This is a genomic window from Hominimerdicola alba (assembly GCF_900109655.1).
Classification (GTDB): Bacteria; Bacillota; Clostridia; order Oscillospirales; family Ruminococcaceae; genus Hominimerdicola; species Hominimerdicola alba_B.
In genome coordinates, this window is the sequence record NZ_FOAT01000004.1 from 1 (window position 1) to 13,787 (window position 13,787).

The 13,787-nt window shown below is 46.7% G+C and carries 13 protein-coding genes; 1 reads left to right on the plus strand and 12 read right to left on the minus strand.

Annotation, left to right across the window (positions count from 1 at the left end):
* Nucleotides 1-168 precede the first annotated feature (168 nt).
* The 5 genes from BMY75_RS05930 to add form a co-directional block, all read right to left on the minus strand.
* The gene (locus BMY75_RS05930) at nucleotides 169-843 is read right to left on the minus strand and encodes a metallophosphoesterase (protein WP_074831120.1); all 675 of its coding nucleotides are present in this window, start codon (nucleotides 841-843) and stop codon (nucleotides 169-171) included.
* Between the two features lie 61 nt (nucleotides 844-904).
* Complete coding sequence (locus tag BMY75_RS05935) at nucleotides 905-2,374, minus strand: DUF1846 domain-containing protein (protein WP_074831123.1); 1,470 nt, start codon at nucleotides 2,372-2,374, stop codon at nucleotides 905-907.
* Nucleotides 2,375-2,881: 507 nt separating this feature from the next.
* Nucleotides 2,882-3,826: an ABC transporter permease gene (locus BMY75_RS05940; RefSeq protein ID WP_074831126.1), complete on the minus strand. Its 945-nt coding sequence runs from the start codon at nucleotides 3,824-3,826 to the stop codon at nucleotides 2,882-2,884.
* Complete coding sequence (locus BMY75_RS05945) at nucleotides 3,826-5,148, minus strand: ATP-binding cassette domain-containing protein (RefSeq protein ID WP_074831129.1); 1,323 nt, start codon at nucleotides 5,146-5,148, stop codon at nucleotides 3,826-3,828. Before BMY75_RS05945 ends, BMY75_RS05940 begins: the two co-directional genes overlap by 1 nt.
* Nucleotides 5,145-6,155: an adenosine deaminase gene (add, locus tag BMY75_RS05950; protein WP_074831131.1), complete on the minus strand. Its 1,011-nt coding sequence runs from the start codon at nucleotides 6,153-6,155 to the stop codon at nucleotides 5,145-5,147. Before add ends, BMY75_RS05945 begins: the two co-directional genes overlap by 4 nt.
* 174 nt (nucleotides 6,156-6,329) lie before the next feature.
* Between add and BMY75_RS05955 the strand changes: the two genes are divergently transcribed.
* Complete coding sequence (locus BMY75_RS05955; RefSeq protein WP_074831134.1) at nucleotides 6,330-6,872, plus strand: alpha/beta hydrolase; 543 nt, start codon at nucleotides 6,330-6,332, stop codon at nucleotides 6,870-6,872.
* A gap of 2 nt (nucleotides 6,873-6,874) precedes the next feature.
* Here BMY75_RS05955 and aepY read toward each other — a convergent pair whose 3' ends face one another.
* The 7 genes from aepY to BMY75_RS05985 all read right to left on the minus strand — a co-directional run bounded on the left by aepY (nucleotide 6,875) and on the right by BMY75_RS05985 (nucleotide 13,770).
* Entirely contained in the window at nucleotides 6,875-7,996 is a 1,122-nt protein-coding gene (gene aepY / locus BMY75_RS05960) for a phosphonopyruvate decarboxylase (RefSeq protein WP_074831136.1), read from the minus strand.
* Complete coding sequence (gene aepX, locus BMY75_RS05965) at nucleotides 7,986-10,025, minus strand: phosphoenolpyruvate mutase (RefSeq protein WP_074831139.1); 2,040 nt, start codon at nucleotides 10,023-10,025, stop codon at nucleotides 7,986-7,988. The genes aepY and aepX overlap by 11 nt, the downstream gene beginning before the upstream one ends.
* A 14-nt stretch (nucleotides 10,026-10,039) precedes the next feature.
* Nucleotides 10,040-10,234 (minus strand): hypothetical protein, encoded by a 195-nt coding sequence (locus BMY75_RS05970; RefSeq protein WP_074831141.1) that lies wholly within the window; start codon nucleotides 10,232-10,234, stop codon nucleotides 10,040-10,042.
* Between the two features lie 547 nt (nucleotides 10,235-10,781).
* The gene (locus tag BMY75_RS05975; RefSeq protein ID WP_074831144.1) at nucleotides 10,782-11,906 is read right to left on the minus strand and encodes a cation diffusion facilitator family transporter; all 1,125 of its coding nucleotides are present in this window, start codon (nucleotides 11,904-11,906) and stop codon (nucleotides 10,782-10,784) included.
* Nucleotides 11,907-11,930: 24 nt separating this feature from the next.
* On the minus strand, nucleotides 11,931-12,080 hold the full coding sequence (locus tag BMY75_RS17945; RefSeq protein WP_170844264.1) for a hypothetical protein: 150 nt from the start codon (nucleotides 12,078-12,080) through the stop codon (nucleotides 11,931-11,933).
* A 28-nt stretch (nucleotides 12,081-12,108) separates the two neighbouring features.
* A complete protein-coding gene (locus tag BMY75_RS05980) occupies nucleotides 12,109-13,200 on the minus strand; it encodes a radical SAM/SPASM domain-containing protein (RefSeq protein ID WP_074831147.1) in 1,092 nt (363 codons plus the stop codon).
* Nucleotides 13,201-13,326: 126 nt separating this feature from the next.
* A complete protein-coding gene (locus BMY75_RS05985; protein WP_074831150.1) occupies nucleotides 13,327-13,770 on the minus strand; it encodes a MarR family winged helix-turn-helix transcriptional regulator in 444 nt (147 codons plus the stop codon).
* Nucleotides 13,771-13,787 lie beyond the last annotated feature (17 nt).

A 13,787-nucleotide genomic window follows, 5' to 3' on the forward strand; every position in this document is an offset into this window, starting at 1 on the left:
TTCTCTTATCCCTAAGTTTCCTGCGCTCTTTCGCTTCTCTTAAGCTCTCTCGTTGACAGCTTAATTATTATAGCACCATTTTTCGCGTTTGTCAACACTTTTCGATGTAAAACGATTCTACAAGTTCCGACAATATTATATGCATTTTGACAATTAGAAAATCTAAACTTACTTTTCCATCCTTATCATCTCATCATACAGTATATACATTTTACCATCAAAGTTTCTGTTTATATGCCAATGCCCTGCAAACCATTTCTTAAAATCCAGTTGTCTGTATAGCCACTCAAAATACCCCGTCAATTCGGCATCATGTACATCTGTATTCTTCCCTATCCGGTATATCATCGAATCAGGCATCGTATGCGTCAGCACATAATCCACCTTGTATCCGACCTTTTCCAGATTCTCCCCTGCTTCCTTGTATTCCTCATTAGATGGCAGTTCACGCGCCCACCAGCTTCTTCCCTCTTTGCGCATAAATTTATCTATGGAATACGCACCGCCGAAAGTAAAGTACCTCTTCCCTTCTATATCGAATATCTGTCCCCGCATCAGATGATATATATTCTCCGCCACCTTGTGCGCCCTGCCACCGCAGTATTCCACCACAGGATAAGTCTCCAGCACATCAAAATTCTCGTGATTCCCGTCCACAAACAGTATCGTAAACTCCTCTTTCGCCAGCTGTTTCAGATAATACTGATGTTTCCCGCCGATGCGTCCCACAAAGCCAAAATCCCCGCACACTATAACAGTATCACCTTTCCCGACTCCGTTTTCCGCGAAACGACTTACCGTATCATTATATTCACCGTGAGTATCCCCTGTGATAAATATCATCCAAACTCCTCCTTTATATAGTACAAAAAGAGGACCGTTTTCCACAGTCCTCTCAAAACATTTAGCTGAATTTAGGTTCGCAGGTGAGATTGATACCAAGACGCTTGAATATCCTTTCGTCTACCGCGCTGAGTATTACCGTAGAATGTACCTCACAGCCACGGAGCTTTTCAAGCTGATCCATAGCACGTTTAGCATTTTCATCGGTAGCAGCACAGATAGACAGCGCTATCAGTGTCTCATCTGTATGTATCCTTGGGTTGTTGTTGCCGAGATGATTTGTCTTCAGATTCTGTATCGGCTCAATTACATGGGGCGACATCAGAAGCGTATCATCATCTATATTGCCGAAATACTTCAGAGCATTGAGTATAAGTGCAGAGCAGGCACCCAGCAGATTTGAAGTCTTACCTGTGATAATAGTACCATCGGGAAGCTCCATTGCCGCCGCAGGAGAACCTGTCTCCTCTTCTTTTTTCAGCGCAGCAGCCACTACCTTTCTGTCAGCAGTGCTTACTTTCGCCTGATTCATCAGCATTTCCAGCTTGTAAGTATCTTCTTCGGAACAAGTACCCTTCTTTCTGTCACAAAGGGCAACATAGTAACGGCGGATTATCTCCTGCTTAGCAGCCTCACGTACTGCCTCATCATCAACGATGCAGTTACCCGCCATATTTACGCCCATGTCAGTAGGCGACTTGTAGGGCGAAGTACCAAGGATATTCTCGAACATCGCATTCAGTACGGGGAATATCTCCACATCACGGTTGTAGTTTACTGTGGTCTCTCCATATGCTTCAAGATGGAACGGGTCTATCATATTAACGTCGTTCAGGTCTGAGGTAGCAGCCTCGTAAGCCAGATTTACAGGGTGTTTAAGTGGTATGTTCCATATCGGGAAAGTCTCGAACTTAGCATAGCCAGCATTTACGCCCCTTTTGTGCTCGTGATAAAGCTGAGAAAGACAAGTAGCCATCTTTCCGCTTCCAGGACCGGGAGCTGTGATCACAACCAGCTTGCGTGTGGTCTCGATATAATCGTTCTTGCCATAACCCTCATCGCTCATAATAAGCTGAAGATTAGCAGGATAACCCTCAATAGCATAGTGATGATATACCTTTACGCCCAGAGCCTCCAGTCTCTTCTGGAAAGCCACAGCGGAACGCTGACCGTCATATCTTGTCAGTACTACCGAGCTTACATAAAGCCCGATCTTGGTGAACACATTATAAAGACGAATAACATCGATATCATATGTGATGCCCAGATCGCCTCTTATCTTGTTCTTCTCGATGTCATTTGCATTGATGACAATAACTATCTCAGCCTCGTCCTTCAGCTGTAAAAGCATCTGCAGCTTACTGTCGGGCTTGAAGCCGGGGAGAACTCTCGAAGCGTGGAAATCGTCGTAAAGCTTTCCGCCGAATTCCAGATACAGCTTGCTTCCGAAATCCGCTATCCTCTCGCGGATACGCTCGGACTGCATCTTAAGGTATTTGTCATTATCGAATCCTATCTTATTACTGCTCATAAAACAACCCTTTTCCTTCTTCAGCCGTAACTGCCCTGTGCAGCCCCGTCGCTGTAAGATTTTAACTAACCTTGATTTTCATACTTTTCAATTATACCACGCAAAACCCGTGTTGTCAATAAAGAAAACCATAAAAAATCATACCTTTCGAGCCCGAGACCTCCGTCAGCCCATCATTGTGAGTTATAAACGACCTCACACGTCAGATATCATGCAAACATACGTTTTATATTTTAACTCAGACATATTTCTGCAAGAGTTGTACAAAAACGTACAACTTTTCAGTAAAAATCGCTGTATATAAGAAAGCATGAATATATTTCCCACTTATGCGCACGCAGACAGGCAGCTGCCCACTATGACTACGGCATACGAGGTGGCGTGTTATGCTGTATAAGGGGAAGTATCTTGACGACTCTCGCGAGCTCATATCAAAGAAGCACAGCAATGACCAGACCCTGTCAACAAAATAACGGAGAACAGCCAATGCCATTCTCCGTAAAGATACTATCTTCTGTCCTGATCGATAAACTCAAGCGAAACGATAGAGAGGAATGCAAAACCAACTATGAAGATACCAAGATTTCCCCAGCATTTCAATACATTCTTAGTTGAGGATTCGTACTTCTTCTCCTGATTGTTGCTTCCGCATTTCAGCATCAGCTCGTCCTTACGGTTTGATGCTGTGATGTAGTCAAGCATATCATCCACCGGCTTTTCTCCCTCCACTTCAAGACTTCTCATCTTGCTCATGGAAGTCCATAGCGAAGTCATGGGCAGGTCATTATAATGCCCCTGTGCACAAAGCGAGGTCAAACCCCATTTTGAAACCGTCAGATAAGACATCTTGTAAGCCTTGCCCTCCAGTGAGAAAAATCCTCCCGAGAATATCAGCTGGAATATCAGCAAAAATGGCACGAATGTCATGGCAGTAGTGGTGTTCTTCACCACCGATGATATGAAAAGGGATATCATATCTGCCGCGTATGTAATAAGGAACATAGTCACAAACAAGTCGAATCCAGCCTCAAATACCAAACCGTTTTCAGGCATACGAACCTTTGCAACTATCATCACAAATATCATGATGATGACCTGACTTCCGCATAAAAACGCCTGATATATCATGTGCGCGAATACATAAGCCGTCATGTGCAGTCCCGAGCGGTGTTCACGCTTTATGATCGGTCTTTCACGACATATCACCTGTATCGAATTGAAAAAACCGTTCCAGATACATATGCAGGAAAACGCGAACGCTCCCCTCAGCGTGCCCTCCATGGAAACATTCATCTTTTTGCCCACAACAAAGGATACCAGTCCCGATATGACAGCCGCCATGGGCATAACTTTCCAATCGTTTCGGAATATGAACATACGGAACAGTTTGCCAAGGTATACAAAAGTCTGCCTTGCCCTGCCCGTATGCCTTACACCTACAGCAGTTTCCATTAAAGCTCACCTCCTGCCACAGCGGTCGCATACTTTCTTACAAATTCATCAGCCTTGCCCTCGCCGCCCTCTTCACGGCGGTTAACGGACATCAGTATTTCTTCCATGGACTTCTTCCCGAAAAAACCGTAGGACTTTTCAGCCGCACCGTAGTATGCAAGTCTGCCTGTGCGGTGTGCGTCCTTTGCTACGACTATCACATCATCAAAAAGGTCAGCCACACGGTCGGGAGTATGGGTTATCACTATTACTATCTTTCCGCTGTCCGCAATACCGCGAAGCTTCTCGAAAAGCGCCCTCGCCATTACTCCATCAAGTCCCGAATCGGGCTCGTCCAGAATAAATAGCGTCGGGTCTGAGATATACTCTATCGCGATGGAAAGCCTTTTCCGCTGACCGCCCGAAAGCTTGTCCACAAGACTGCTCTTTACAGGCATAAGTCCGAAAGTATCAAGAACTTCGTTTATCCTGTTCCGCCTTACATCGCCTTTCATCTCCGTGGGAAGTCTCAGCGAAGCCGCATCGGATAGCGTCCGGTAGACCGTATCACTTCCGCGCACAAGGTCCTGCTGGGGTACAAATCCGATATCGTACTTCATGCTTTTGTAATCCTTGTAAACATTGCTGCCTGCCAGCGTTATTACAGCCTTTGCCTTTTCATAACCCGTTACCGCATTCAGGAAAGTAGTCTTGCCCGAACCCGAGCCCCCAAGCAGAAGCACCATGTGTCCCTTGGGTATGCTAAGGTGTATATCTCTGAGGAGCACCTTGCGCTGAAGAAAATTCATCGCCGTTCTTTTGGTAATATTTATCGAAAGTCCCTCACCGAGCGATTCAGCTTCAAGTCCGCTGACCTCGGGAGCGACATCTTCATCGTCAAATGGATAACCATCGGCTGTATGAAAGCCTTTTCCCAAGCCCCAGAGCAGTGCACAAAAACACCTGAGTACCAGCCAGGGTATAACCCAGAGCCTGTTTCGCCCGAAAGCGTCAGCAAGCCCGAAATAAACACGTATGCTGTATATCACGCATGGTATCATCAGCAGTATCAGCAAAAACAGGGATATCATACTTTGCAGGCTGTTAGGCTTGTAAAGATAAGCCGTCGTTATCATCACAACGATGCCCAGACTTATGAGCATCAGCGAGCGACCTTCCTGCTCTCTGCCCGCGCATTTGCCCATGCGGTCATGCCTGAGGAAAGGTATGAAAGCCAGCCAGGGTCGTCTGCCGCATTTTTTGAATATCCCGTATGCACCGATCATTTCGATAATTTCGGATATCACCAGTGCGGCGATTATGGTATTTTTATACTCCATCATTTTTCATTCACCCCCGGGGCGATCTGATCTCTGAGCCATTGTTTGACCTCATCGTTCGCAAAAACAGCATCTGCCGCATTTAACAGTACTTCACGCTTCTGCTCCGCAGTCATACCAAAACGGCTCTCCATATATCTGAACTCCGCCGCGATATCGGTACGCTCTATCGCAGGATCGTCAGTGTTGATCGTAACTTTTATCCCTCGGCTGAGATAATCCATAAAGGGATAATCATTCATATCCTCCACCGCATGTGTGAGCCTGTTGCTGTTTGGGCACATTTCAAGAGGTATTCCCCGTTCAGCAATAATAGATACCAGCTCGGGGTCTTCATTTATCCTTACTCCGTGACCTATGCGAGAAGCCCCGAATTCCAGCGCTTTTCTAACGCTCTCCGCGCCATCGGCTTCACCTGCGTGTATTGTAAAGGGTACTCCGCTTTCACGTATCTTTGCAAAAAGCTCCGCAAAATTCTCCGTTGAAAAAAGCCCCTCGGCACCTGCAAGGTCAAGAGCGTTAACTCCTTTGTCCAGATACTCTTTTGCCAGTTCAGCCGTTTCAAGATTTTTTTCTTCGTTGTCCGAACCACGCATACAGCAGAGTATCAGCCCTGTTTTTAATCCACTGCGTGAAAGTCCTCTGATGACAGCATCAACAGCGTCACGCTGAGTAAGCCCTTTCTCACAATGCAGCTGCGGTGCGAACCTTATCTCGGCATAGATGACCCCTTGCTCACGCATTTTTTCTGCCACAAGAAATGCACACTCGTCCAGTGCTTCGACTGTCTGCAAAAGCTTCAGCGGAAGTTCAAAACATTCAAGAAACTCATTGAGATCTTTGCAGTCCTCACCCACCGAAAGAAGCTTTTCAAGGGCGTCGCTCTCAGCTGGCAGTACTATCCCCTGCATATCAGCAAGGCGCTTTGCAATATCTGAAGTAACAGCCCCGTCAAGATGAAGATGGAGATCTATATATTTATCCGGAAATATCCTGTCTGTTCTTCCCATTTAAATGACTCCCTTTCATTAGTTAAAACAAATGTCATTTTTTATATTGTACTACCAATCCCAAGGTTTGTCAACTCAGTTTTTGCTCATTGTCACCAAATTCTACGATTGACTTGCCGTTATTCTTGTGATATAATCAATATAACAGCAACACAAAGAAAGGAGAAATGTTTTATGAAGCTATGCGTTCTTTTCCCCGGCATAGGCTACCACTGCGAAAAGCCCCTGCTTTATTACTCGGCAAAACTAGCCAGAAGCAAGGGCTATGATGTGATACCTCTTAAATTTTCGGGGTTCGATAACACGACAAAGGGCAACGAAGAAAAAATGTCCCGAGCGGCAGACCACGCTCTTGCCCTCGCATCGGAACAGCTTTCTGTAATTGATTTTTCGCAATACGAAAAAGTGGTATTCATCGGCAAAAGCATAGGCACAATTGCCTGCCTTGCTTACCGCGAAACATCGGGCATCAACGCCTCATGCATACTGCTTACACCCCTTGAAGCCACATTTGAAAGCCTATCTCACCGCTGTACAGCTTTCCACGGCACATCCGACCCGTGGGCTGACACCGAAGCTATCCGCAAGCTTTGCAGAAAGCATCTTGTCCCCCTGAATGAGTATAATGGCGCTAACCATTCTCTTGAAACGGGAGATACTTTTACCGATATCCAAACTGTGCTTGACGTTACCGAAAAGATAGATGCACTGCTTTGATATCAGTCATTGGCAAGATGTTCCATGAAATTCTCCTTGTTTTCAAGGGCTGTTTTCGTGGGTCTGCCAAGGTCTGCACGTGCGCCCAGTGCGCATTTCACCTCGATGAATGTGAGTCCGCTACCATCTTGTGCGGCAGTCAGGGCTTCGTCCAGGCTCTCAAAACTATCCGCCGAAAACACCCTGCTGTAACCGCAGGCACGTGCTATACCAGTTATATCTGTCTGCCCCGCAGCAGTCGGAAGTCCGCCAACAGTCTCGTGAGCAGAATTGTTTATCACGATATGCACCAGATTCTCGGGCTTTACCGAACCTATTACCGCAAGGCTGCCCATGTGCATCAGCATTGCGCCGTCGCCATCTATGCACCATACTTTCCTATCCTTTTTATTAAGGGCAATGCCCAGTGCGATGGATGAACTATGTCCCATTGAGCCTACAGTCAAGAAATCTCTGCCGTGGTGCTGACCGTTCTGTTCTCTTATCTCAAATAGTTCGCGGCTGGCTTTTCCCGTGGTGGATACCACAGGGTCATCGGCGGTAAATGAAACTATATGCCTGATGACTTCCTCACGGGACATGGCATAGCTGTTTTTATAGGACATTTTCTTTTCATAGGTCAGTGTGCCCTTGCGTATCACAAAGGCAGCCTGTCTGCCCTCGGCAAAGGCTTTTTCAAACTCTGCAAGTGCGCGGCGTACTTCGTCTTCGGTGGTATCCTTACTTATTACGAAACTTTCTATCTCCATATCTTCCAGAAGTTTCAGGGTAACTTCCCCCTGATATATATGCTGTGGTTCATCATGAACTCCCGGTTCTCCTCGCCAACCTATTATGAAAAGCATGGGTATGGCGTATACCTTTCTGTTCAATAGGCTTGCGGCAGGATTGATGATATTGCCCTCACCCGAATTCTGCATATAAACCACAGGTATCCTGCCTGTGGCAAGATGATAGCCTGCTGCTACTGCTGTACAGTTGCCCTCGTTTGCAGCGATTATATGATGTGCGGGGTCGGTGCCGTATCTGTCCATCAGCATATCACAGAGGGGTCTGAGAAGGCTGTCGGGAACACCTGTATAGAAGTCTGCGCCTATTATATCGGTAAGTTTTTTAACGTCCATAGTTATCTCCCTTTATGTCGTCGGGTATCAGCCTGATTATTTCCTTGAATGGCATACATATATCATCGCATTCCTGAGCACGGTGGTTCCTGAGTATCATTTCCGCCGCATTTTTCATTGCAGGGAAACTGCTTCGTGTCAGCTGATTTGCGTATATGACTATGTTCACGCCCCGCGCTTTGAACTCTTCCTCGGTGACGGAATCAAAAGCCGTAGGCACCACGACTATCGGAGTATCATCGTCCTGCGCCCTGAATCTTTCCACAAACTCAAAAACTTCCGAGGGGTCTTTCTTTCGGCTGTGTATCATTATGGCATCTGCACCTGCTTCGGTATAGGCAAAAGCCCTTTCCAAAGCGTCCTCATTTCCTTTTTCAAGGATAAGGCTCTCGATGCGGGCGCATATCATGAAATCGGCTGTATTCTGCGCACGCTTGCCCGCGCTTATCTTCCCGCAGAAATCCTTGATATCCGCCTGAGTCTGTACGACCTCATTGCCGAAAAGGCTGTTCTTTTTAAGACCCGTCTTGTCCTCGATAATGACCATTGAAACACCCATGCGTTCAAGGGTGCGGACGGTATACACGAAATGCTCCGTAAGACCACCTGTGTCACCGTCGAATATTATGGGCTTGGTAGTTACTTCCATTATCTCATCGACCGTCCGATAACGGCTGGTCATATCCACAAGCTCGATATCGGGCTTGCCCCTTGCGGTAGAATCGCAGAGAGAGCTTATCCACATGGCATCGAACTGTCTTGCGCCGCCGTTTTCGCAAACCACTGTCTTTTCGGCTATTAGCCCTGTTAGTCCGCTATGTGCCTCTATTGCGGTCACAAGACCTTTGATGGAAAGCATCTTTTTCAGACGGCTTCGCCTTATGCTTGGTGTAGAAAGTTCAGCCAGAGAACGGCGCTCGATCTCGATATATTTTTCATCATAGGCGTAGGGGTACTCTACCAGTCTGCCGCCGTATTCTTTCAGCAGGACGAGAGTTTCCTCGCGGACTGTACGCTGTACGCCTTTTCGCCAGTCGTCGCCGTGTACAACTATATCGGGGCGCAGACGCATGATATTCTCCCTGTATGAAAGGTCCCGCTGACCTACCACACGGGATACTCCGCTGATGTTCTCAAACATTGTCTTGCGCTCTTCGTATGGCAGAAGCGGGAAACGCTTATAGCCCGCAACAGCTTCATCCGAAAGCACACCTATGGTCAGCCTGCCAAGATTTGAAGCTTTTTTTATGATAGCGATATGACCGCTGTGTATAACATCGGTGGAGAAGCACATATAAACGCTTCTGCGATTTATACTATCCAGTTTTCGGGACACTTCTTCAAGATCATCGGCGTTGTCTATCTCACTGCAAAGAAGTTCGCCAACATCAAGAGGACGTATATCACATTTATCCGTGACTTCATTCAGAGCTTTCTCAGCGTAACAGGTGCGCTTTTCAGCAATACCGCTTTCGCAGTAGGCGATGATATTTTCAAGCCATGTGCAGAAGTCTTTCTTCGTCAGCTTATAGAGTGGCTGTGCAGCCGCGGCATTATCAAAAAACTCAATGCCGACCTTGCTTATCTTTCCGTTTTCAATGACGGCTTTGAAGTCCTTTTCGGGCAGTGGTGAAGAACGTGACACCGTCATGCAGCTGCCCTCATGGGCGATGACATCATCGAGAACAAGGCTGTCAAAGACCAGGTCGCCGTGCATCAGGATAATATCGTCATCGAGAAGTTCCCGTGCAAGGTAGATCGACCATATATAATTAGTGGTATCATAGTCGCGGTTTTCTGCAAAGGTGATATCAATGGGCATATCGAGAGTGCGGACGTGATCTTCAAGCACTTCGCTGAGATATCCTGTGGTTATCACCACTCTTTTCAGCCCTGCGGAATAAGCAAGTTTCAGCTGTCGGCTGAGGATAGTTTCGTTCGCTGATATCTCGGTCATGCATTTGGGGTGACTGTCGGTGATGTCACCCATTCGCGAACCTCTGCCCGAATCAAGTATAAGAAGTGTCATATTTTCTCTCCGTCTTATTTTGCAAACTCTGCTATATCTTCATCGGATATTTCTGCACCTATATCCCAGCCCCGTTTGTAGGCGGTCATATCTGGTACTTTCACTTTTCTGCCGTCATCGAGGACGAGTGTTACCATGGGTTCTTCGCCCTCTGCAAATCCTTCACAGCCGTTATCGGGTTCGATGAGGTCGGTTATTTTATGCATCATTTGTTATCTCTCCCTTATTTTAAAGTTGGTATTCTGCTTCGGTTGAGTTATGGTGTCTTGTGCCGAATTGAGGTTGTTCATATCTTCTACATTATCATAGCATAATTTGTTTTAAAAATCAAGGGCGGACGTGGACGGAGATATTCCGAGAGTGAGTTAAAAATCATGCTAAGCTAGTTGGGATAGTCGGATGTTTGCTATTGGCGGTAGTTTGCGAGTTTTTCGCCCCTCGTTCCTCGGGTCGAGAAATCAACTAACAGCGACTGCGTCGGCTGTGGCTATCGCCGTTGATTTCGGGCGCGGCAATATATTTACGCAGAAAGAAAGAGCGTGGACGTTTGTATTGTCCACGCTCTGAAATTTTTTTGCCGCGCCCTATTTGGTCGTCAGTACGCTTTTCTATTTATTGCCTTGTTGCCGCGTCGCTTTTGTGCCTTGACCGAAGGGCTCTGCCCTTAACAGTCAGCTTTGCTGACTGTGGCTCCCGCAAGCCTTTCGCAAAAGGCTTGAGCCAAAGCTCTCTTCCTTGGCAGTTTCCACAAGTTTACTATTCTTCCGAAAAATCCGTATCAAGCGCTATCTGGAGTTTATGGTCAGGGAAAGCTTCTTTCACATCTGCAATTATCTGCTTATAAACTTCCCTGCGGTCGGGTGCATCAAAACTTACCACCACATCAAAGCGGATAGTATTTATCTCTTTAGTAAGGTAGAAACCGTGCATTTGCAGTACGTGTTCGCGGGCAAAAACTATCTCGCGGACTTTCTCTTCCACCGCTTTTGATTCTTCGTCCTTTGTATTTATTGAATACACGCCAACTGCAGTAAGTACGACCCTATGAGCGGTATATACAGCAAGCTGTATCTCCCTGATAAGTCTGTCTATCCTATCAGCCGAGAAAGTATCGGGAACTTCGATATGGATAGATCCGTTCCATGCGTCCGGTCCGTAGTTATTCAGCACAAGGTCATAAGCGCCCTGAACGCCCTCGATATCGGTGACGGTCTGTTTGATGCTCTTGGCGAGTTCGGGATCACTGCGCTCGCCAAGTATCTGAGAGATAGTATCTTTCAGCATTTCAAATCCCGATTTTATGATAACGAGTGATATCACAGCACCAAGCCATGCTTCCAGAGAAAGACCTGTGGTCATGAAGATTATGGCTGCCACCAGAGTTGATGCGGATATGACAGAATCGAGGGTAGCGTCTTCGCCCGAGTTTACCAGAGAATCGGAGTTGACTTTTTCACCCACACTTTTTGCATATCTGCCGAGGACTATCTTCACGATGACGGCAACGCCAACTATTATCAGAGAGACAACCGAATAATCTGGGGTGGCGGGCTTGAATATCTTCTTGACGGATTCCACAAATGAGGTGATACCTGCGTAGAGGACTATCACCGAGATCACCATAGCGCTGAGATATTCTATCCTGCCGTAGCCGAATGGGTGTTTTTTATCGGGCTGACGGCCTGCAAGCTTAGTGCCGATAATGGTTATCAGCGAACTGCCAGCATCGGAGATATTGTTTACGGCATCGAGAACGATAGCGATCGAGTGGGTCAGAACACCTATCACGGCTTTAAAAGCGGCAAGGAAGACGTTTGCGACTATTCCTGTGATGCTTGTACGGATTATTATCTTACTTCGATTTTCAGTATCTTGCTGCATTATGCTTACGACCTTTCTCAGGAGTTAACTCCTTTTATTTTTGCACCAGAAATGCCACTTGGGTGCAGGGGGCATAGGTTCATGCCTGATAAGTGCTTTGATCACGCGGCGGTGAGTAAAACAGCAGCATCCGAGAGCTGCAAGAACAACTAACAGAATAACAATACCTTTCATGGTCATTTTCTCCTTATGATTTTACATATCAAGCGTTTATGAGCTGTTCTACCAGCTCACGTTTTTCATAGAGAATACATCCGCCCTCGTGGTCTTCCAGCAGATAGCCTTCGTCCCTGAGTTTCATGAAAAGCGGAGAGTTCATGGCTTCCCGCAGAGAAGAATCCCTGACATTGATATCGGAATATGGTGAGAACGGACAAGGTTCTGCGCCGCCGTGGGAATTGATATGGAAGAAACCTCTGCCTGCGGCTACACAGCCGCCCGAGCTTTTTTCGTCCCCGGGGAATGATATATATACCATCTCGGGGTGAGTTTCTCTGAGACGCTTTATCTCAGCCTGCATGAATTCGCGCTCTGCATCACCGGGAGCGAGTTCTTTGCTTTCAGCGGTGACGGGAACGTACTCCACAAAGATAACTGCTTTACATCCGCGCTCCGAGAGACTGCCAAGAAATTCCTGCGAGGTCACTTCTTTATAATTCTTTGTGGTGACTGTAACGGAAGCACCGAATATAAGTCCGCGCTTTTTTATCTCGTCCATATTGGAAATGAGCTTATCGTAGATGCCTTTGCCGCGCCGTTCATCGGTACGCTGACGGTCGCCCTCGATACTCATTATCGGAATGAGATTTCGGCAGTTGAAAAAAAGTTCGAGATACCTTTCATCAAGGTAGGTGCCATTGGTAAATATAGGGAAAAGGATATTCTGCTTTTTTCCTGCGGCTTCGATAACTCCGCGCCTTAGCATGGGCTCGCCGCCCGCTAATAGAATGAAGCTGATACCCAGATCTTCGGCTTCATCGAAAACGTTCTGCCATTCCTCATCAGAGAGCTGTTTTATAGGCTCTGAATCCACAGTGGCGTGGTTACAACGTGAGTAGCATCCTTCGCAGTGAAGATTGCAGCTGCTGGTGATGCTGGCGATGATGAAAGGCGGGATATGCTCGCCGTTATCCTCAGCTTTGCGGCGCTTTTTGGAAGCTGCTCGGCTGGCGGCAGCAAATTTCAGCATGAACGCGCTTTCCTTAGGGTTTTTGAGTGTGGCTTTTACCGCTTCGGTAACGATACGTTCAACGCCTGCGGTAAGATAATTCTGTAGATCAAATTCTTCGTGCATAGTGATCACCTCTTTGATGATGGTAACGTTATAGTAAACGACATCAGAAATTGAACTTTGAGAACGAGTAAAAGTTCGATTTATGCTTTTGCGAAGTTCGCAAAATAGCAATTTCAATGTCGTTTACTATAGACGGTTTGTATTATTGAGGAGTTCGTATAACAGTTCCCGAAGCTGAATTGCTTTTTCAGGTGAAAGATCAACGCAATTACCCACCTGTGACGGGATATCCTTTGCCTGTTGCTGAAGTTTTCTGCCCTTATCGGTGAGAGTGACGATGAATGAGCGTTCATCCATGGTGCTTTGATGTTTTTCGATATAGCCCTGCTGACGGAGTTTTTTCAGTATCGGAGAGAGTGTGCCACTATCAAGCATCAGGCGGTTACATATCTCACCGACGGTAAGACCGTCTTTTTCCCACATTACCAGGAAGAAGATATACTGGGTATATGTCAGCCCAAGGGGTTTAAGGTACGGAGTATAGAGTGAGGTTATGACCCTTGAAGCGGCATATAACGGGAAACATAGCTGGTTATCCAGCTTCATCATTTCGCGGTAATCGGTATCCATGATATCACTCCCCTCCG